The organism is Pseudomonas sp. HS-18 (assembly GCF_020401845.1).
GTDB classification, from domain to species: Bacteria; Pseudomonadota; Gammaproteobacteria; order Pseudomonadales; family Pseudomonadaceae; genus Pseudomonas; species Pseudomonas nitroreducens.
Map to the genome: position 1 here is coordinate 2,335,001 of NZ_CP084413.1, position 20,129 is coordinate 2,355,129.

A 20,129-nucleotide genomic window follows, 5' to 3' on the forward strand; every position below is an offset into this window, starting at 1 on the left:
TTGGCACCTCGATGTCGGCTCATCACATCCTGGGGCTGAAGCCGGTCCCAAGGGTATGGCTGTTCGCCATTTAAAGTGGTACGCGAGCTGGGTTTAGAACGTCGTGAGACAGTTCGGTCCCTATCTGCCGTGGACGTTTGAGATTTGAGAGGGGCTGCTCCTAGTACGAGAGGACCGGAGTGGACGAACCTCTGGTGTTCCGGTTGTCACGCCAGTGGCATTGCCGGGTAGCTATGTTCGGAATAGATAACCGCTGAAAGCATCTAAGCGGGAAACTAGCCTCAAGATGAGATCTCACTGGGAACTTGATTCCCCTAAAGGGCCGTCGAAGACTACGACGTTGATAGGTCGGGTGTGTAAGCGCTGTGAGGCGTTGAGCTAACCGATACTAATTGCCCGTGAGGCTTGACCATATAACACCCAAACAATTTGCGTGTTGTACGGTGAAGACGTAACGAACCGAAAGTTCGTGTGAACCGCAAATTACCTGTCACATACCCGAATCTGGATGAGCGTGTGCAACTGCCACGAGCGTCCATAAAGAATTGCTTGACGACCATAGAGCGTTGGAACCACCTGATCCCATCCCGAACTCAGTAGTGAAACGACGCATCGCCGATGGTAGTGTGGAGTTTCTCCATGTGAGAGTAGGTCATCGTCAAGCTCCTATCCCAAGACCCCTGGTCAGCTTCGCTGGCCGGGGGTTTTGCTTATTAGTGTAAGCAAGCCGAATTCGGATGAACGCCAAGGCGAGCATCCAACCGAATTGCTTGACGACCATAGAGCATTGGAACCACCTGATCCCATCCCGAACTCAGTAGTGAAACGATGCATCGCCGATGGTAGTGTGGAGTTTCTCCATGTGAGAGTAGGTCATCGTCAAGCTTCTAATTCCAAAGCCCCTGATCAGCGAAAGCTGATCGGGGGCTTTGTTTTTGGGGCGGAAAAATGCCGACAGGATGCTTCGGTATGGTGCTGCCCTCTCCCTGAGTGGAAAGGGGAAGGGAGTCGTTCCCGGGCTAGAACCTTGAGGGATTCGGTTCGCGAGCAAGCTCGCTCCTACAGAGGGACAAGGCGCTTGGTCATGATGATGGTGCGCTCTTCTCCCTGGAGTTGTTCGCGTACGACGTGATAGCCCAGATGCGAGTAGAAGCTCTCAGCGGTGAGGGACGACGGGACCAACAGGGCATCTATACCACGCTCCAGGGCGGCTTTCTCGATTTGCCCCATCAGCGCCTGGCCGACGCCTTTGCGTTGCTGCTGAGGCGCTACGAAGAGGCTGCGCACGGCATTGCCATCCAGTGCGCCTGTGCCGACCACCTGGTTGCCCAGCAGGGCGACGAACGCCAACCGATGTTCGAGTAATTCCATCACCCGTTCAGGCGTGAAGTGCGCCACCACCGACTCGATGACGCTCGTCGGGTAGTCCTGGCCGTTGCTCTCCCTGACCGCCGCCACGATCACCTAGCTGATGGCCTTGGCGTCGTTGCTGCGGGCTTGTCTGATCATCAAATCCATCTGCGTACTCCCTTTTATCAGCCTGTTCATCCTGACCGGATCGAGCGCGGGAGGGTAGGGCGGAATCGCAGGCAACAAAAAAGGCGCCCTGAGGCGCCTTTTTTGTTTGGATCACCGATCAGCCGTTGTGGCGTTTCAGGACCAGGGTGGCGTTGGTGCCGCCGAAGCCGAAGCTGTTGCTCATGACGGTGTCGATCTTCGCGTTTTCGCGGGTCTCGCGCAGGATCGGCAGGTCGGCGACCTCCGGGTCCAGTTCGTCGATGTTCGCGGAGCCGGCGATGAAGTTGCCTTCCATCATCAGCAGGCAGTAGATCGCTTCGTGAACGCCGGCAGCGCCCAGGGAGTGGCCGGACAGGCTCTTGGTGGAGCTGATGGCTGGGGCGTTGCTGCCGAACACTTCGCGCACACCACGGATTTCAGCGACGTCGCCGACCGGGGTGGAGGTGCCGTGGGTGTTCAGGTAGTCGATCGGGGTGTCGACGGTGGCCAGGGCCTGCTGCATGCAGCGGATGGCGCCTTCGCCGCTCGGGGCGACCATGTCGTAGCCGTCGGAAGTGGCGCCGTAGCCGACGATCTCGGCGTAGATCTTGGCACCACGCTTGAGGGCGTGTTCCAGCTCTTCGACCACGACCATGCCGCCGCCGCCGGCGATGACGAAGCCGTCACGCTTGGCGTCGTAGGCGCGGGAAGCCTTTTCCGGGGTGTCGTTGTACTGGGTGGAGAGGGCGCCCATGGCGTCGAACAGGCAGCTCTGGCTCCAGTGTTCTTCCTCACCGCCGCCAGCGAAGACGACGTCCTGCTTGCCCAGCTGGATCTGCTCCATGGCCTGGCCGATGCAATGCGCGCTGGTGGCGCAGGCCGAGGAGATGGAGTAGTTCACGCCCTTGATCTGGAAGGGAGTGGCCAGGCACGCGGAAACGGTGCTGCCCATGGTGCGGGTCACGCGGTATGGGCCGATGCGCTTGACGCCCTTCTCGCGCAGGGTGTCGATGGCTTCCATCTGGTTCAGGGTGGAAGCACCGCCGGAGCCGGCGATCAGGCCGGTGCGCGGGTTGGAGATCTGCTCGGGGGTGAGGCCGGAGTCCTTGATCGCCTGTTCCATTGCCAGGTAGGCGTAAGCGGCGGCGTCGCCCATGAAGCGGAAGACCTTGCGGTCGATCAGCTCTTCCAGGTTCAGGTTGACCGAACCGGACACGTGGCTGCGCAGGCCCATCTCGGCGTAGCTGGGATTGTGGCGGATGCCAGCACGGCCTGCGCGAAGGTTGGCGGAGACGGTGTCTTTGTCATTGCCCAGGCAGGAAACGATGCCCAGACCGGTGATCACGACGCGACGCATGCGGATACCCTTAGAAGCTGTCAGTGGAAGTGAACAGGCCGACGCGGAGGCCTTCGGCGCTGTAGATTTCGCGGCCATCGACGCTGACGGTGCCGTCGGCGATGGCCAGGATCAGCGAACGATTGATCGTACGCTTGATGTGAATGTTGTAGGTGACTTTCTTGGCGGTCGGCAGGACCTGGCCGAAGAACTTCACTTCGCCCGAACCCAGGGCGCGGCCGCGGCCGGGATTGCCCTGCCAGCCGAGGTGGAAGCCTACCAGCTGCCACATGGCGTCGAGGCCCAGGCAGCCCGGCATGACGGGGTCGCCTTCGAAGTGGCAGGCGAAGAACCACAGGTCCGGGTTGATATCCAGCTCGGCGACCAGTTCGCCCTTGCCGTACTTGCCGCCGACATCACTGATGTGGGTGATGCGGTCGATCATCAGCATGTTCGGGGCGGGCAGTTGCGCATTACCCGGGCCGAAGAGCTCGCCGCGGCTGCAGCGCAGCAGGTCTTCTCGGGTGAAGGCGTTTTGTTTGGTCATGCGAGCTCCTCAAAAATCCTGGATAGCAGGCGTTGTTTGGCTTGTGCCTGCGGTGCCGCGTACCGTCGTACTTGTCACGGTGTCATGCGGCAGCCTAGTCATAGACTATTGCCTTTAAGTGAAAGTCACAGCAATCGGCGAACGCTTGTTCACTTTTCGCCGACGCCAGGTTTCCCTGTCGGGACGCAGGCCGTGGGCCGGTCCGCAGTTTGCGGGCAAGTGCTCCCTGGATCAACGACCTGGAGCAACCCAGCGCTGCAGAATCCGCTGCAACTCCGCACGTTTGAACGGCTTTGCGAGATAGTCGTTCATTCCCGCCTCAAGGCACGCTTCGCGATCGCCCTGTAGCGCATTGGCGGTCAGGGCGATGATCGGCACCTGTTCGCCGCCCGGTTTTGCGCGGATCTGCCGGGTAGCTTCGTAGCCGTTGAGCACGGGCAGGCGGCAGTCCATCAGGATCACCGCGAACTCGCCGCGCTCCGAGGTGCGCACTGCCTGGGCGCCGTCACCCACCAGCGTGACGCGATAGCCCAGGCTGCGCAACATAGCTTCTATGACTGTTTGATTCACCGGGTTGTCTTCCACCAGCAGCACGGACTGACCAGTGGCAAGCGCGGCGCCACCGTTCGTCCCGTCCTCCGCGGCGCTTTGACGCTCGCGGAAGGGCAGGGGAATCTCCAGGGTGAAAGTCGAACCGCAGCCTTCTTCGCTGACCGCACCCAGGGTGCCGCCCATCCGTTCGGCGAGTGTGCGCGCGATGGACAGGCCCAGCCCGGTGCCGCCATAGCGCCGCGAAGTGGAGGAGTCTGCCTGCTGGAAGGCCTCGAACATGTGTTCCAGGCGTTCGTGAGAGATGCCGATGCCGCTGTCCTGCACCGAGCAACTGAGCCAGAGCACCTCTGCGTCCAGTGCCTGCCAGGTGGCCTCCAGTCGCACGCCGCCTTCTTCGGTGAATTTCAGCGCATTGCCCAACAGGTTGACGAGGATCTGCCGGATGCGCGTCGGGTCACCCTGCACCTCGAGATTGTCCAGCCCGTCCTGCACATTCATTTCCAGTGCCAGGCCGCGCTGCTGGGCGCTGTGCTGGAAGACCTGAATGGAGCTCTGGATCAGTTCCAGCAGGTTGAACGGAATGCGCTCCAGTTCCAGAGCGCCGCGCTCGACGCGGGAGAAGTCGAGGATGTCGTTGATCACCTTGAGCAGGTGCTCGGTGGATTCGGTGGCCAGTGCGCTGTATTCGGCCTGCTCCTGGTTCAATTCGGTGGTTTCCAGCAGTTGCAGCATGCCCAGCACTCCGTTCATCGGAGTGCGCAGCTCGTGGCTCATCATTGCCAGGAAGTCGGATTTGGCACGGTTGGCCTCCTCGGCCTCCTCCCGCGCCGCCACCAGTTGGGCAATGCTGCGCTCCTGCTCCAGGCTGGCCTGTTGCAGGCCGCGGGCGAGGTTGTTGATGTGGCGGGCGAGGTCACCGACTTCGCCGTCGTCCGGCACCGGCAGGGTGGTGTGGTAGTCGCCGGTCTGGATCGCCTGCACGGCGCGGCCCATGGTGCGGATCGGCGCGGCGAGGCGACGGGCGAGACGGCGCGCCAGCAGGTAGGTGAGGATCAGGGCGAACAGGGCGAGCAGGCTGGCCTTGAGGAGGATCTCCTGCTGCCGCTCGCTGAAGGCGTCGCTGGCCATGCCGACCACCACGCGGCCCAGGTAGTCGCCGCTGGGCGGTGCGGCGGCCGGCAGCATGTCGTTGGAGCCGCCCAGCTCGCTGCCATTGAGGGCGATGTTCTCGCGCTGGATCGAGGCGTGGAATATTTCCACCTTGGTACTCGCCTGCGCGGGATCGGCTGCGTGCTCGACGTAGACGAGGATGTTGTCGCCCCGGTCGCGCACCTCGATGAAGCGCACGTGGGCGGTGCTCAGGGTCGCCCGCAGGAGGCTCTGCAGCACGGGCAGGTTGCCGGAGATCACCCCGTATTCCGCCGCCGGGGCGAGCTGGTTGGCGATCAGTTGGCCGGTATGGTTCGACTCCAGGCGCAGGTCCTGCAGACGCGAGTAGGTGAAGTAGCCGGTCAGCAGCACGGTCAACAGCAGTGCGGGCCCCAGGCTGATGGCCAGCATGCGCGTCTGGATGTTCCAGCTCTTGCGGGAGCTCATGGTTTCTCTCCTTCGGCCAGGCGCTGCGCAAGCTGCGCGTCGTCCGGCAGGTCGATGCCCAGCGAACGCGCCACCTGGCGGTTGCTCTGCACCTTGAAGCGTTCGGGGTAGAGGCTGCGCGGCCATTGCTCCGCCGGCCGGTCGAGCAGGGTGTCCAGGGTCTCCAGCCAGTCGCTCTGGTCGCTGTAGCTGCTGGCCAGGCTGCCGGCCTTGACGAAGGCGGCGGTAGGGCCGATCAGCGCCCGGTTCTCGGCGTAGGCGCTGAGGAGGATGCCCTTGATGGTCTGCGCGTTATAGAGCTGTTTGTCGTCCAGCCCGAGCAGCAGGTCACTGCGACCGAGCAATTCTCGCAACGGGCGGCTGTCGTCGGGGCGGGTTTGCCGTTCGCTGGTGAGCTCGACGCCGAGCTCCTGCGCAGCCTGGTCGAGCTCCGGCAGGAGGAACTCGCTGGCAGGGCCGAGCAGTACGCCAATGCGCTGCGGACGCGGGCTGAGTTGCAGGGCGAGTTGCAGTTGCCGGGCCGGCGGCGGGTCGCTCCAGAGCAGGCTGAGATGCGGTGGCTCACGCTCGCCCAGGACCTGCCGGGCTTCGACGCGGCTGACCAGTAGCGTCAGCGCCGGCGGTGCGTCGTGGCTGGCCAGGCGCCAGTTCAGCGCGCCGCTGCCGAGCAGCAGCAGGCGCGTCTGGCCATCGAGGTTGGCGGCGGGGGGCAGGTTTTCCGGGGTCTCCAGTCGCACCTGGTCATTCGGCCGGTGTTGCGCCAGCGCTTCGGCGAAGTCCTGCAGGGCTGGGCTCTGCTCGGTGCTGACCAGCAGGATGTCGCGGGCCTGGGCCGGCAGCGCGAAGAGGCAGGCCAACCAGAGCAGCAGGGCGGCGAAGAGGGGACCGGGGCTCGTCCATGAGCGGCGGGCAGACATGCTAGAAGGCCACCTCGGCGCTGAAGTAGAGCAGGTGGCGGTTGTCGTAGCGGTTTTCCGGCCAGGTCAGTGGTTCGTCGTCCAGGCGCTGCTGCAGGACACCGGCCAGTTCCAGCGCGGCGCGGCCCAGGGGAATGCGCTTGGCCACGCGCAGGTCGATGCGCTCGAAGCGGTGTTCGTTCAGCGCATCGTCGCCATAGTAGAAGACCGAGCTGGACCAGCCGCGGCCCCAGTCGCGCATCCACCCGGCCGAGCCGCTGTTGCGCGCGGTGAGGCGCCGGTCGAATCGGCTGCTGGCGTCATAGTCGACATAGGCATAGGTCAGCCGCACGCGGTCCTGCCGCGTCAGGCGCCAGTCCAGCTGGGTTTCGGCGCCGCTGAAGCGGATGTCGTTGTCGTTGGTCGGTTCGAAGTCGGATACCTGCAAGGGATCGCTGATCAGCCCGTGGATTTCGTCGTAGTAGGCTTTGATGTCCACCGCCAGCCCGAGTTCGTCGAACTGGCCGTTGTAACCGATTTCCCGCGAGCGCATGCGCTCCTGATCCAGGTCGCCGGGGCCGTGGGCGCGGGCAAAGTAGTAGGCGCTGGACTGGCCATACGCGAGCGGCGAGAGGTGGCGCGCCCGGTAGCTCCAGTTCACGTCGTTCTCGTACATGTCCGGCGAGCGCACGGCTTCGGAATACACCGCTCGCAGGCTGTGGCGCGGATTGATCAGGTAGTTCAGCGCGAGGCGCGGGCTGACCGAGCTGCCGGAAAGCTGGTCGTCTTCCGCCATCGCACCGCCCTGCAGCAGCCAGTGCGGCGACAGGTGCCATTCCAGCTGGCCGAACAGGCGCCAGATGTCGTTGTTCACCGTGCCGTCGAAGTAGGTCTCCGAGGTGGCCTGGTCGTGCCGATAACTCATGCCGCTGACCAGCCGCACGCCTTCGGCGAGGCTCAGGGTGTCCTGGATTTCCAGGTCGTAGCGGGTCTCGCGAATGTTCTGGTTCACCTGTCCGCACACCGGCAGGTAGGCGCCATTGGCCAGTTGCTGCAGCACCTGCCCGGCCAGAGCCTGTTCCTGAGCGGTCCCGCGGGGAATCCTGGGCAGCGACTCGGCCAGGTCGTCGACGTACTTCGGGTTCAGCGACCAGAGCTGCGCCAGCTGGGGGCTGAAGGCGACCTGGGCCTCGCAGGCGCCGAAGTCCTGCAGACGCTCCCAGTGCTCGGCGTAGCCCTGCACGTAGAAGCTGTGCTCGGGGTTCACGTCGAAGGTCCAGCGCATCGAGCCCGCGTAGTCGCGCGCGGTCAGGTCGGAGTTGTCGTCGCCGGGGGCGATGTCGCCGAAGATCGGCTCGTAGCTGTAGGGCCGCTGGTTGGTGCCTTCCTTGGCTGCCAACTGCCAGTCCAGGCTGTTGCGCAGGTCGAGGTTGTGGCTGGCCACCAGGTTGAAGCGGTTCAGGCGCCGGCCATCGCGGTAGTCGCGATCGAACTGGTCATGGTCGAAGCCGTCGTCTTCCTGGCCGGACAACGACAACCGGTAATAGCCCGAGCGGTCGTGGATGCCCTGGCTCGCGTACCAGTCGCGGACGCCGTTCTGCCCGGCGGTGTATTTCAAGCGCGTGCCCTGGCTGTCGGCCGGGTGGCGGGTGAGGATGTTGATGACGCCCATCAGCGCGTTGGCGCCGTAGCTCACCGCGTTGGGGCCGCGGAAGACCTCGATGCGGTCGATGTCCTCGATGGCCACCGGGATGTCGCTCCAGTCCACCGTCGCCAGGCCCGGGCGGTACACCGAACGGCCGTCCACCAGCACCTGCAGGCGCCGCGCCTCGGTGACGTTGGTGCCGTGGTAGTTCACCGTCGCCTGGTTGCCCGACAGGTAGCCGACCATCATGCCCGGTACCAGGCGCATCAGCTCCGGAATGTCGCGAGCGCCGGAAGCCTTGATCAGGTCGCGGTCGAGTACCGTCATGCTGCCGGGCACCTCCGCGGGGGACTGTTTGAGCCGCGTCGCGGTCAGAACCTGGGGAACGTCGAGGCTGTCCACGAACAGATCGCCCGCCATGGCCTTGCCGGCCAGCAGCGCGGCAAGCAGGGTAAGCGGCAAAGGGACGCGGGCGGGATGCTGCACGGAACGACCTTGTTCTCGGTTTTTATCAGATGTGTCGACGTCTGGAGTTAGACGTTTTCTGTCAGACGGATGTTAAACGAGGCAGCGCTGATTGCCAGTCCGGCGATCCGGGCTGGTCGCTCGCCGATGCGGCCTTATAATGCCCCAATCGCTGCCTCAGGGCGGCCACCAATGGAACAGACATGACACAGCAGCAACCGATCGCCGTCCTCGGTGGTGGCAGTTTCGGCACCGCCTTCGCCAATCTGCTGGCAGAAAACGGGCAGCGCGTTCGTCAATGGATGCGCGACGAGGAGCAGGCCGAGGCGATCCGCACCCGCCGCGAGAATCCCAACTACCTCAAGGGCGTGCGTATCCATGACGGCGTGGAGCCGACCACGGACCTGGTGGCGACCCTGGCCGAGTGCGAGATGATTTTCGTCGCAGTGCCTTCCAGCGCCCTGCGCAAGGTGCTCGACGGCCGCAGCGAAGAGCTGGCGGGCAAGATGCTGGTCAGCCTGACCAAGGGCATCGAAGCGCAGAGCTTCAAGCTGATGAGTCAGGTGCTCGAAGAGATCGCACCGAAATCCCGCATCGCGGTGATTTCCGGCCCGAACCTGGCGCGCGAGATCGCCGAGCACGAGCTGACCGCCACCGTGGTCGCCAGCGAGGACGAAGACCTCTGTGCCCAGGTGCAGCAGGCCCTGCACGGCCGCACTTTCCGCGTCTACGCCAGTGGCGACCGCTTTGGCGTCGAACTGGGCGGCGCGCTGAAGAACGTCTACGCCATTATTGCCGGGATGGCTGCCGCGCTGGGCATGGGCGAGAACACCAAGGGCATGCTGATCACCCGCGCTCTGGCGGAGATCACCCGCTTCGCCGTCAAGCTCGGCGCCAACCCCATGACCTTCCTCGGCCTGGCCGGTGTGGGCGACCTGATCGTCACCTGTTCGTCACCCAAGAGTCGTAACTATCAGGTGGGCTTCGCCCTGGGCGAAGGCCTGACCCTGGAGGACGCCGTGGCGCGCATGGGCGAGACTGCCGAGGGCGTGAATACCCTCAAGGTGCTCAAGGCCAAGGCCGACGAGCTGCAGGTCTACATGCCGCTGGTGGCCGGCCTCAACGCCATCCTGTTCGGCGGCCGTACACTGGAGCAGGTCATCGGAGCGCTGATGAGCGGCGAGCCGAAGACCGACGTCGACTTCATTCCCACCACCGGTTTCTGAGGAGGTTTCGCCATGTCCGCTGAACGTCAGCCCGCTGACCGTCTGGAGAAGGAATCCCTGGTCCTGCGCGTCGTCTGGATGCTGGTCTTCGCGCTGGTCTGGTTCGTCGCCGAGATGATCCTCGGCGCCGTGGTGATCATCCAGCTGATCTACCGCATCATCTACGGTGCGCCCAGCGGCAGCCTGATGGGCTTCGGCGACAGCCTGAGCCAGTACTTTGCGCAGATTGGCCGCTTCGGCACCTTCCAGACCGAAGAGAAGCCCTGGCCGTTCGCCGACTGGCCAACTGCCCGTGCCCCGGAAGGCGAGGCCCCGCACGACGTGCCGCCGGCGCCGCACCCGGTGCGTGACGAGGAGCCGAAGCTTTGAAGCTCTGGCTGCTGCGCCATGGCGAGGCCGAGCCCCAGGCCCGCCGTGATGCCGAGCGCCGACTGACGGCCCATGGCATCAAGGAGGCGCTGAAAAGCGCCGCCCAGTTGGCCGGCCAGCCGCTGGACGGCATCCTCGCCAGCCCCTACGTGCGCGCCCAGGAAACCGCCGAGCTGGTTCGCGAGGCGCTGGGTTTCGAGGGGGCGGTCGGCACCGCGCCCTGGCTGACTCCGGATGACGATCCGAAAGACGTGCTGCGTTTCCTCGATGGCCGCAACGAGCAGAACCTGCTGCTGGTCACGCATCAGCCTCTGGTCGGTGCGCTGGCCGGCCTGCTGGTGCATGGCAGCCGCAGCGATGCCGTGCCGTTCAGCACCGCCACGCTGGCGGAACTGGAAGGCGAGGTGCCGGTGGCGGGATTGATGGAGCTGGTGTCGCTCTACCATCCGCGGCATTCCTGAGTCGTCCGTTTCCGAAAAAGGCCCCGAAAGGGGCCTTTTGCATTTCCATTGCCGGCAAATCGTGCCTGGATGTTTCTTCGCGAGCCCCGTTGCAGAGCGGCTGGTGGCCAATCCTTCGGCTAAATCCTACAAAAGTTCACACGACCAGCCTTGTCTGCCGCTGCGCTGCGTGGAATATTCAACCAAGCAAGTGCTTGGTTGATCCATCGCTATATCCCTGAGCTACACCTCTGACAAAAAAAACAAAGGAGGGGCACGTGGTTAAAGCAGTCCGATTACCACTCGACCTGTTCTATCAGCGCGAGAAGAGCCACCCGAACAAGCGCTACCTGGTGCAGCCGCTCACTGGCGGCCAAGTGCAGACCCTGACCTGGGGCGAAGTGGGCGACCAGGCCCGCCGCGCCGCCGCCTGGCTGCGCAGCCTTGACCTGCCCGAAGGCAGCCGGGTGGCGATCATTTCGAAGAACTGTGCGCACTGGATAGTTGCCGACGTCGCCATCTGGATGGCCGGCCACGTCTCGGTGCCGCTGTATCCCAACCTCACCGCCGACTCCGTGCGCCAGGTGATGACCCACTCCGAAGCGCGGGTGGCCTTCATCGGCAAGCTGGACGACTGGCCTGCGATGGTCGACGGTATTCCCGAGGGCGTGCCCACGGTGGCTTTGCCGCTGCATCCGGAAGGGCGATTCGACCACCAGTGGGGCGATCTCCAGCAGCAGGCGCCGATCAGCGATGATCCGCGCCCGGACACCACCACCCTGGCGACCCTCATCTACACCTCCGGCACCACCGGTACGCCCAAGGGCGTGATGCACACCTTCGGCAACTTCGCCTTCGCCGCCAGCCATGCCATCGACCTGTTCGGTGTCGGCGAGGAGGACCGGCTGCTGTCGTACCTGCCGCTGTGCCATGTGGCCGAGCGGATGTTCGTGCAGATGGCGTCGATCTATGCCGGGCAGACGATCTTCTTCGCCGAGAGCCTGGACACCTTCGTTGCCGACATGCGCCGGGCGCGGCCCACGGTGTTCTTCGGCGTGCCGCGCATCTGGACCAAGTTCCAGATGGGCGTCTACGCGCAGATGCCGGCGAAAAAGCTCGACCGCCTGCTGCGCCTGCCCATCGTCGGCCGCCTGGTCGGTCGCAAGGTACTCGCCGGCCTTGGCCTGGACGCCGTGCGCTACGCCCTGTGCGGTGCCGCGCCGGTGCCCGAGGCGCTGCTGAACTGGTACCAGCGCCTGGGCCTGAATGTGCTCGAGGTCTACGGCATGACCGAGAACTGCGGTTACTCCCACGTCTGCAGACCGGGCGAGCAGAAGACCGGCTGGATCGGCCGCAACAGCCCCGGCGTGGAAGTGCGCATCAGCGACGAGGGCGAAGTGCAGGTGCGCAGCGGCGCGACCATGGTCGGCTACTTCAAGGACCCGGAGCGCACTGCCGAGACCATCACCGAGGACGGCTTCCTGCGTACCGGCGACAAGGGCGAGCAGGATGCCGAAGGCCACCTGCGCCTGACCGGACGCATCAAGGAAATCTTCAAGACCGCCAAGGGCAAGTACGTGGCCCCGGCGCCCATCGAGAACCGCCTGGCCGTGCATTCGCGGATCGAGCAGATCTGTGTGGTCGGCGACGGCCTGATTGCCCCGCTGGGCCTGTGCGTGCTCTCCGAGGTGGGCCGCCAGGAAGCCGCCAACGGCTCGCGCATCGAGCTCGAACAGAGCCTGCAGGCGCTGCTGATGGAGGTGAACGAGGCGCTGGACAAGCACGAACGCCTGGCCGGACTGGTGCTGGTAAAGGACGTCTGGACGGTGGATAACGGCTTCCTCACGCCCACTCTGAAGATCAAGCGCAACGTGGTGGAAGGCACCTACGGTCAGCGCTTCAATGAATGGGCGGAGCGCCGCGAGGCGGTGCAATGGCATGAATGAGACGACATGAGGGGAATGGCATGACCTGGCGCACCACGCCCGATCTGGAAAAGCTCAATGCGAACCTGAAGAACACCATCGGTGAAGTGCTCGATATCCGCTTCGAGGCGTTCGACGACGACTCGCTGACCGCCAGCATGGTGGTGGATTCGCGTACCCACCAGCCCTACGGCCTGCTGCACGGCGGCGCCTCGGTGGTGCTGGCGGAGACCGTCGGCTCCACCGCCAGCTACCTGTGCCTGGATACGTCCAAGTACTACTGCGTTGGCCTGGAAGTGAACGCCAACCACCTGCGCGGCCTGCGCAGTGGGCGGGTGACGGCGGTGGCGAAGGCGGTGCACATCGGTCGCTCGACCCACGTCTGGGAAATCCGCCTGCATGGGGATGATGGCAAGCCGAGCTGCATCTCGCGGCTGACCATGGCGGTGGTGCCGCTGGAGCGTTGAGGGGGCCGGGAACTGGCTCGAACGTGGGATGGCATGGAGCGAAGCGATACCCATCAATTACTGCTCCGGCAGCATGGGTATCGCCTAGGCTCCACCCATCCTACAAGGGCGCTCCCTGCGGTTGCATCTGACTGGAGGAGCGGGCGCTCGCAATTTTGTCCAAGACCCGCCGTTCCTGCGCCGGTAAAGTAGGCCCATGGAACGCATCGAACACCACAGCAGCGGCTTGCCCGGCGTCCGTTTCATCGACGCCGAGTACCGCCGTTTCGCCTTTCCGCGGCATTTTCACCTCGACTATCACGTCGGGTTGATGCTCGACGGTCGCCAGCGCTACACCCATCGCGGTGAGCGCTCGCTGGCCGGGAATGGCGACATCCTGCTGATGAGCCCCGAGAGTATCCACGACGGCTCCAGCGACGGTGAGGACGGCTATCGCATCCGCGTGCTGTCCATCGACCCGCACTGGCTGGACGACGCCTGCCGCGCCTTCAGCGATGGCCGCCAGGGCGCGCCGCGGCTGACGGCCGCGCAACTGCGCGATCCACGGCTGCAGGCCGAACTGCAACAAGCCCATGCCCTGATGCTGGGTGGCGAGCGGCTGGAGCAGGAAGGCCAGCTGTGGCAGGCGCTGGCCGCCTTGCTGGAGCGCGCCTCCAGCCTGCGCATCCGTGAGCCGGGGCAGGGTTTCGACGCGCCGACCTGGGCACGTATCCGCGAATGGCTGGAGTCGCGCCTGGAAACGCCGCCGACGCTGGAGGAGATCGCCGAGTTCTGCGACCTCAGCCCCTGGCAGGTATTGCGCCGCTTCCGCCACCAGTGCGGATTGCCGCCGCACCAGTGGCTGACGCACCTGCGACTCGAGCGCGCCTTGCCGCGGGTGCTCAAGGGCCAGCCGCTGTCGGAGATCGCCCTAAGCCTGGGCTTCTATGACCAGGCGCACTTCAGCCGCCTGTTCCGCCGCACCTACGGATTGCCGCCCGCGCGACTGCGCCAGCGCTGATCCACCCACCGATCCCGTTTCCTTTCCCACTGGAGAATCCCGCGATGCAGGAGGTTCACGTCTTGCTCATGCTCACCGCCGTGTTTGCCGTCGCCCTGGTCAGCCCCGGCCCGGACGTCGCGCTGGTGGTGCGCACGTCACTGCACCAGGGCCGCCGCGCCGGCGTGCTCAGCGCCCTGGGGCTGGCCTGCGGCATCCTGGTCCACGGCACGTTGGTGCTGACCGGCGTGTCGCTGCTGCTCAGCCGTTCGCCGCTGCTGTTCAGTGCGTTGCAGCTGGTGGGCGCGTTCTATCTCGGCTGGCTGGGCATCGGTGCTCTGCGTGCCCTGCGCAAGCCGGGCGGGGCAGGGCGGATCGACGGCGAGCTGGCTGAATCCAGGCTTGGCCCCTGGCTGCGCGGGTTGGCGACCAACCTGTTCAATCCCAAGGCGCTGGTGTTCTTCCTCGCATTGCTGACCAGCCTGATCCCGGTAGACATGTCGGCACCTGGCAAGGTGGCGGTGGCTGTGATGCTGTTCGGCACTGGTTTCCTCTGGTTCAGCCTGCTCAGCGTGATCCTCACCCGACCGGTCTGGCAGAAGCGCCTGCTGCGGGCGGTGCCGGTGATCGATGGAGCCTGTGGGCTGGTGTTCCTGCTGGTGGCTGGCGGCATCCTGTTCAGCGTGGTGAACCACGCGGTGCAGTGGGTCTGAGTCGCGCCGCAAGAGGGCGGGAAGGGCAAATCCGCCGGAGCGCCATGGACTTTGGCCGTAGTGCCGTCATTCGCGGGAATGCGGGTCATTGCCGCACTCGGGTTGCTGTCGGAAAATCCAGGCTGTCATTCCCCCGAGTTCACCCAGCATGTCGCAAGCGGTCTTCTTCGCCCACGCCAACGGTTTCCCCTCGGGTACCTATGGCAAGTTGTTCGACGCCCTGGAGCCGGATTACCGGGTCCATCGGCTGGACATGCACGGCCATGACCCGCGCTTCCCGGTGAACGCCAACTGGGAAAACCTGGTGGAAGAGCTGCTGCATCACCTGGAGGCGCTGGATGAACCGGTGTGGGGCGTCGGCCATTCCCTGGGCGGCGTGCTGCATTACCACGCGGCGCTGCGCAGGCCCGAGCTGTATCGCGGGGTGGTCATGCTCGATTCGCCCCTGCTGACCTTGGCCGATCAACTGGTGATCCGTGTCGCCAAGCGCTTCGGCTTCATCGACCGGCTGACGCCCGCCGGCCGCACGCTCGGTCGCCGCGAGGATTTCGACGATTTTGCCGAGGCGCTGGAGTATTTCGCCGGCAAGCCGCTGTTCAAGCGTTTCGACCGCGATTGCCTGGAAGCTTACGTGCGCCACGGGCTGGCACCGGCCGACGCAAGGGGCCTGCGGTTGAAGTTCGACCCGGCCACGGAAATCTCCATCTACCGCAACGTGCCACACACCAGCCCCGGCCGCGCGAAGCAGCTCGCCGTGCCGTTGACCATGGTGCGCGGCCGCCACAGTCGGGTGGTGCTGCCGCACCACGCCCGTATGATCGGCCGCATCCCCATGGGGGAGAGCCTGTCGCTGCCCGGTGGGCACATGTTCCCGCTGGAGCGCCCGCAGGACACCGCCGCTCTGCTCAAGACCGTCTTCGCCCGCTGGCAACAGCGCACCAACGCCTGAGGAACCGCCATGACCGCCAAAGTCCAGGAAATCCGCCTGAACCTGCCGCATATCGAGCTGGCCGCGCACCTGTTCGGCCCGGAAGACGGCCGGCCGGTGATTGCCCTGCACGGTTGGCTGGACAACGCCATGAGCTTCGCCCGCCTGGCACCGAAGCTCGAAGGCGTGCGCATCCTCGCCCTCGATTTCGCCGGCCACGGCCACTCGGGCCACCGCGCACCGGGGGCCAGCTACCTGCTCTGGGATTACGCGCTGGACGTGCTGATGGTGGCCGACCAGATGGGCTGGGAGCGTTTCTCCCTGCTCGGGCACTCCATGGGCGCAATCGTCTCGGTGCTGCTGGCCGGCGCCATGCCCGAGCGCATCGAGCGCCTGGCGCTGATCGACGGCCTGGTGCCCTACACCGGTGAACCGGACACCTCGCCGCAGAAGCTTGGCGAAGCCCTGCGCGCGCAACTGGCCCTGCCGAACAAGCGCAAACCGGTTTACGAGGCTATCGACCGCGCGGTGGAAGCGCGCATGAAGGGCGTCGGCGCGGTGAGCCGGGAAGCCGCCGAGCTGCTGGCATCCCGTGGTCTGGTACCGGTGCCCGGCGGCTACACCTGGCGTACCGACGCGCGCCTGACACTGCCGTCGCCGCTGCGCCTGACCCGCGCCCATGCGCGACAATTCGTCCAGTCCGTGCAGTGCCCGACCAGCCTGGTGCTGGCGCAGCAGGGGTTGATGCTGGTCGAGCCGGCCACCCGCGAACTGCTCAAGGACAGGCCCTTCGAGGTCCATGAACTGCCGGGCCAGCACCACCTGCACCTGGATGACGAGGCGGGCGCCGAGGCGGTTGCCGCGATCTTCCGGCCGTTCCTGCTGGCGGACTGAGCAATACCCTGTAGCGGCGCGCAGCTTGACTAAAGCGGGGCCTGCCGCGAGTCTGCACGGATCGTTTCAGGGAGATTGTGCATGCTCGACGTCCAGACCACCGCGCGCCAAGACGGCAAAAACCTTTCGGCGGACGCGCAGAAGGCCCGGATCTCGCGGCTCCTTCACTCCCTGATCTTCACCGGTATTCTCGGTGTCAGCGCCGTTGCCGGCGCCGCCGACCTGCCCGACAGCCACGACCTGGACATCCTCCCGCGCTTCCCGCGTTCGGAAATCGTCGACTTCAACCAGGCTGCCGGCCAGGAGCGCATCTACCCACAGGGTTCGATCAGTCGTATCAGCGGGCGCCTGCGCATGGAGGGGGAGGTGCGTGCCATCGGCGACCTGACCGCCGTGACCTACCGCCTGCCCGACGAGGACTCCAGCCAGAGCGCCTTCGCCGCCGCGCGCAAGGACCTGCTCAAGGCCGACGCCACGCCGCTGTTCTGGTGCGAGAGCCGCGATTGCGGCTCCAGCAACCTGCTGGCCAATTCGGTGTTCGGCAACTCCAAGCTGTTCGGCCCGGACGACCAGCAGGCCTACCTGCTGGTACGCCTTGCTGCGCCTCACGAGGACAGCCTGGTAGCGGTCTACACCATCACCCGCGGCAACCGCCGCGCCTACCTGCATGCCGAACAGCTGGACAGCGGCGCCGCCCTCGGCGAGTTGTTGCCCAGCCCGGCGACCCTGATGCGCCTGCTCAAGGCCAACGGCGAGCTGACCCTCAGCCATGTGCCTCAGGAGCCGGGCGGCGCCTGGCTCGACCTGCTGGTGCGTACCCTGCGCCTGGATACCGGGGTGCGCGTCGAGCTGGCCGGCAAGCATGCCAGTGACTGGCGCGCAGCACTCACCGCCCAGGGCGTGCGCGATGCGCGTCTTGAGCAAGGCAAGGACGATAGTGACGGCCTGCACCTGACCTGGCTGCGCTGATTCCCCTACGCTGAAGGGCGAAACGCCCTACACTGGGGCTTTCGAGCCAACCGGGGTTTCCAATGTTCGACAATGATCGCCTGTTGCTGCGCCTGCTGTTGCTGGGCCTGCTTGCGGCCAGCATCTGGGTGTTGCTGCCCTTCTGGTCGGCATTGGTCTGGGCCGCAGTGCTGGCTTTCGCCAGCTGGCCGCTGATGCGCCTGCTCACTCAACTGCTGGGCGGCCGCCAGGCAGCGGCGGCCGGCGTGCTCACCGTCTGCTGGATCGTGCTGGTGGCGCTGCCATTGGTATGGCTGGGCTTCGGGCTGGTGGACCGGGTGCGCGAAGGCGTGGAGCTGGTGAAGAACCTGCAGGTCTCCGGCCTGCCGCCGCCGCCGGAGTGGATGGCCCGCGTGCCGCTGATCGGCGATCGCCTGATCGGCTGGTGGTACCAGGCCGACCAGCAGGGCGTGGCAATGTTCTCCGCGCTCAAGCCGTACATGGGTGAGGTCGGCAACTGGGTGCTGGCGCGCAGCGCCAAACTGGGGGCGGGGATCTTCGAGCTGGTACTCAGCCTGGTGCTGATCTTCTTCTTCTACCGTGACGGCCTGCGCCTGCAGGCTTTTGCCCACGGCATGCTGCAGCGCCTCATCGGCGACACCGCACAGCAGTACATGGACATCATCGCCGGTACCGTGCAACGGGTGGTCAACGGGGTGATCGGCACCGCCGCCGCACAAGGGGTGCTGGCGACCGTCGGCTTCCTCATCGCCGGCGTGCCGGGCCCGCTGGTGCTGGGCTTGCTGACCTTCGTCTGTAGCCTGCTGATGGTGCCACCGCTGATCTGGGGGCCGGCCGTGCTCTGGCTGTTCTACCAGGAGAGCTATGGCTATGGCGTGTTCATGGCCATCTGGGGCTTCTTCGTGATCAGTGGCGTGGACAACATCCTCAAGCCCTACCTGATCAGCCGGGGCGGCAACCTGCCGCTGGTGGTGGTGCTGCTGGGCGTGCTTGGCGGCTTGCTCAGCTTCGGCTTCATCGGTTTGTTCCTCGGGCCGGTGCTGCTGGCGGTGGTCTACAACCTGATCAGCGCCTGGGTCGAGAGCTCGCGCCGGCCGCCGTCACCGCCTGTAGTTTGATGGTTCGGAGCAGGGTTTTGCCCTCTCCCTGAAGGGCGAGGCGACTGTCCGGCGTGTGCCGAAAGCGCGGCACTCGCCGGCTGACTCCGTAGAAGAGCCCCGCGCCGAGCGGCTCCCTCGCCCTGCGGAGCGGGGCGCGCAGCCAGGGCGGGGGAGAGGGCGCAACGGCCGCTTCGGAGCTGACGGGAAGCTCCATTCGCGAGCAAGCTCGCTCCTACAGTTAAGGCGCAATCCCGAACGGGTTATGCGCCCTGCGGCTTCAGGTGTCAGACGTGCTCGCTCTTCACCTGCACCAACCGATCCCGCCCGGCGCCCAGGCCGAAGATGATCGCCGCCACCGTCACCACCACGAAGATCACCCCGGTTGCCGCCCAGCCGCCGGTGACGTCGTGCACCACGCCGACCAGGAAAGGTCCGCAGGCCGCCAGCGTGTAGCCCACGCCCTGGGCCATGCCGGAGAGGTTGGAGGCGACGTGGGAGTCCGGCGAGCGCAGCACGATCAGCGCCAGGGCGATGCTGAAGGTGCCGCCCTGGCCGAGGCCGAGCACCACCGCCCAGCCCCAGATACCCGAGAGCGGGGCGAGCAGCAGGCCGAGCAGGCCGGCCAGTGTCAGGCTCATGACGATCACCACGGCGAGGCGCTGGTCCTTGCCGCGGGTGGCCAGCCAGGGGGCGGCCAGGGCGCTGAACAGCTGCACCATCACCGAACCGGAGAGCACCAGCCCGGCTTCCACCGCACTGAGTCCACGGTCGATGAGAATCGACGGCACCCAGCCGAAGACGATGTAGGCCAGCGACGATTGCAGGCCCATGTACAGCGTCACCTGCCAGGCCAGCGGGTCGCGCCACAGGCCCTTCACCTTGTACACCGCACGGTGGGCGTGGTGGTTCTGGCGCGTCTGCGGCAGCCAGATCGCCGCCGCGACCACGGCGGGAATCGCCCAGAACGCCAGGGCCAGTTGCCACCTGTTGCCCATCAGCCCGGCCAGCGGCACGGTGGAGCCCGCGGCGGTGGCGGCGCCCAGGCACAGGGCCATGGTGTAGACGCCGGTCATGGTCCCGGCGATATGCGGGAAGTCGCGCTTGACGATGCCCGGCAGCAGCACGCCGATGATGCCGATGCTGGCGCCGGCCACCAGGCTGCCGAGGAACAGCCCGGCCACCGGGAACAGGCTGCGCAGGACGATGCCGCCGGCCAGGGTGAAGAGGATCAGCAGCACGGTGCGCTCGGCGCCCAGGCGCCGCGCGAGCATCGGCGCCAGCGGCGCGAACAGGCCCAGGCAGAGCACCGGCAGGGTGGTCAGCAGGCCGGCGGCAGCAGCGGAAAGGCCGGTGTCGTCGCGCACGGTATTGAGCAGCGGCGACAGGCTGGAAAGCGCCGGGCGCAGGTTGATCGCCACCAGCACCAGGCCCAGCAGCAACAGCCAGGTACGTTGCGGGCGCGGTCCGCTCTTCGGCGCGCTGTCGTCTTCGGCGTCGATCAGCAGTTCTTCGGGCGGGCAGGACACCTTGTGTTCGACGTCTTTCGGTTCATTGGGCAGGGACATGGTGGGCATTCCAGGGCAGC

At 65.7% G+C, this 20,129-nt stretch carries 18 protein-coding genes and 3 rRNA genes (1 of these 21 cut by a window edge); 14 read left to right on the top strand and 7 right to left on the bottom strand.

The genetic code is table 11. From position 1 onward, the window contains the following. From LDJ84_RS10925 to rrf (LDJ84_RS10935), 3 genes are all read left to right on the top strand, one after another. A 23S ribosomal RNA gene (locus tag LDJ84_RS10925) occupies window positions 1–413 on the top strand (it extends 2,479 nt beyond the left edge of the window). A gap of 135 nt (window positions 414–548) precedes the next feature. Next, window positions 549–664: ribosomal RNA gene (gene rrf / locus LDJ84_RS10930) — 5S ribosomal RNA — on the top strand. A gap of 105 nt (window positions 665–769) precedes the next feature. After that, window positions 770–885: ribosomal RNA gene (rrf, locus tag LDJ84_RS10935) — 5S ribosomal RNA — on the top strand. Window positions 886–1,059: 174 nt separating this feature from the next. On the opposite strand, the gene LDJ84_RS10940 is transcribed toward rrf (LDJ84_RS10935), so the two are convergent. From LDJ84_RS10940 to LDJ84_RS10965, 6 genes are all read right to left on the bottom strand, one after another. Further along, the gene (locus LDJ84_RS10940; protein WP_226046305.1) at window positions 1,060–1,464 is read right to left on the bottom strand and encodes a GNAT family N-acetyltransferase; all 405 of its coding nucleotides are present in this window, start codon (window positions 1,462–1,464) and stop codon (window positions 1,060–1,062) included. 172 nt (window positions 1,465–1,636) lie between these two features. Continuing rightward, window positions 1,637–2,854, bottom strand: coding sequence for a beta-ketoacyl-ACP synthase I (gene fabB / locus LDJ84_RS10945; RefSeq protein ID WP_024766931.1), 1,218 nt, complete (start codon window positions 2,852–2,854; stop codon window positions 1,637–1,639). Between the two features lie 10 nt (window positions 2,855–2,864). Further along, window positions 2,865–3,380: a 3-hydroxyacyl-[acyl-carrier-protein] dehydratase FabA gene (fabA, locus tag LDJ84_RS10950; protein ID WP_017517389.1), complete on the bottom strand. Its 516-nt coding sequence runs from the start codon at window positions 3,378–3,380 to the stop codon at window positions 2,865–2,867. A 231-nt stretch (window positions 3,381–3,611) separates the two neighbouring features. Beyond that, the gene (locus LDJ84_RS10955; RefSeq protein ID WP_024766930.1) at window positions 3,612–5,528 is read right to left on the bottom strand and encodes an ATP-binding protein; all 1,917 of its coding nucleotides are present in this window, start codon (window positions 5,526–5,528) and stop codon (window positions 3,612–3,614) included. Then, window positions 5,525–6,445: an ABC transporter substrate-binding protein gene (locus LDJ84_RS10960; RefSeq protein ID WP_226046306.1), complete on the bottom strand. Its 921-nt coding sequence runs from the start codon at window positions 6,443–6,445 to the stop codon at window positions 5,525–5,527. The genes LDJ84_RS10955 and LDJ84_RS10960 overlap by 4 nt, the downstream gene beginning before the upstream one ends. A gap of 1 nt (window position 6,446) precedes the next feature. Continuing rightward, window positions 6,447–8,555: a TonB-dependent receptor plug domain-containing protein gene (locus LDJ84_RS10965; protein WP_226046307.1), complete on the bottom strand. Its 2,109-nt coding sequence runs from the start codon at window positions 8,553–8,555 to the stop codon at window positions 6,447–6,449. Between the two features lie 182 nt (window positions 8,556–8,737). Between LDJ84_RS10965 and LDJ84_RS10970 the strand changes: the two genes are divergently transcribed. The 11 genes from LDJ84_RS10970 (at window position 8,738) to LDJ84_RS11020 (ending at window position 18,562) form a co-directional block, all read left to right on the top strand. Next, window positions 8,738–9,760: an NAD(P)H-dependent glycerol-3-phosphate dehydrogenase gene (locus tag LDJ84_RS10970; protein ID WP_226046308.1), complete on the top strand. Its 1,023-nt coding sequence runs from the start codon at window positions 8,738–8,740 to the stop codon at window positions 9,758–9,760. 12 nt (window positions 9,761–9,772) lie between these two features. Then, window positions 9,773–10,129 carry a DUF4389 domain-containing protein gene (locus tag LDJ84_RS10975; RefSeq protein ID WP_054908417.1) on the top strand — a complete coding sequence of 119 codons (357 nt, stop codon included), beginning with the start codon at window positions 9,773–9,775 and terminating at the stop codon, window positions 10,127–10,129. Beyond that, window positions 10,126–10,590, top strand: coding sequence for a phosphohistidine phosphatase SixA (sixA, locus tag LDJ84_RS10980; protein ID WP_037015946.1), 465 nt, complete (start codon window positions 10,126–10,128; stop codon window positions 10,588–10,590). The genes LDJ84_RS10975 and sixA overlap by 4 nt, the downstream gene beginning before the upstream one ends. Window positions 10,591–10,847: 257 nt before the next feature. Beyond that, a complete protein-coding gene (locus LDJ84_RS10985) occupies window positions 10,848–12,515 on the top strand; it encodes an AMP-binding protein (protein ID WP_226046309.1) in 1,668 nt (555 codons plus the stop codon). Between the two features lie 20 nt (window positions 12,516–12,535). After that, on the top strand, window positions 12,536–12,961 hold the full coding sequence (locus LDJ84_RS10990) for a hotdog fold thioesterase (protein WP_017517381.1): 426 nt from the start codon (window positions 12,536–12,538) through the stop codon (window positions 12,959–12,961). Between the two features lie 196 nt (window positions 12,962–13,157). Further along, window positions 13,158–13,961, top strand: coding sequence for an AraC family transcriptional regulator (locus LDJ84_RS10995; protein ID WP_024766924.1), 804 nt, complete (start codon window positions 13,158–13,160; stop codon window positions 13,959–13,961). Window positions 13,962–14,005: 44 nt separating this feature from the next. After that, the gene (locus LDJ84_RS11000; RefSeq protein ID WP_065327586.1) at window positions 14,006–14,653 is read left to right on the top strand and encodes a LysE family translocator; all 648 of its coding nucleotides are present in this window, start codon (window positions 14,006–14,008) and stop codon (window positions 14,651–14,653) included. Between the two features lie 148 nt (window positions 14,654–14,801). After that, window positions 14,802–15,602 carry an alpha/beta fold hydrolase gene (locus LDJ84_RS11005; protein WP_054908420.1) on the top strand — a complete coding sequence of 267 codons (801 nt, stop codon included), beginning with the start codon at window positions 14,802–14,804 and terminating at the stop codon, window positions 15,600–15,602. A 9-nt stretch (window positions 15,603–15,611) separates the two neighbouring features. Further along, complete coding sequence (locus LDJ84_RS11010; protein WP_065327588.1) at window positions 15,612–16,475, top strand: alpha/beta fold hydrolase; 864 nt, start codon at window positions 15,612–15,614, stop codon at window positions 16,473–16,475. 81 nt (window positions 16,476–16,556) lie between these two features. Then, window positions 16,557–17,444, top strand: a complete 888-nt coding sequence (locus LDJ84_RS11015; protein ID WP_226046310.1) for a DUF4892 domain-containing protein — start codon at window positions 16,557–16,559, stop codon at window positions 17,442–17,444. Between the two features lie 62 nt (window positions 17,445–17,506). Further along, window positions 17,507–18,562: an AI-2E family transporter gene (locus LDJ84_RS11020; protein WP_065327589.1), complete on the top strand. Its 1,056-nt coding sequence runs from the start codon at window positions 17,507–17,509 to the stop codon at window positions 18,560–18,562. A gap of 266 nt (window positions 18,563–18,828) precedes the next feature. Here LDJ84_RS11020 and LDJ84_RS11025 read toward each other — a convergent pair whose 3' ends face one another. Next, complete coding sequence (locus LDJ84_RS11025; protein ID WP_226046311.1) at window positions 18,829–20,109, bottom strand: CynX/NimT family MFS transporter; 1,281 nt, start codon at window positions 20,107–20,109, stop codon at window positions 18,829–18,831. Window positions 20,110–20,129: the final 20 nt, after the last annotated feature.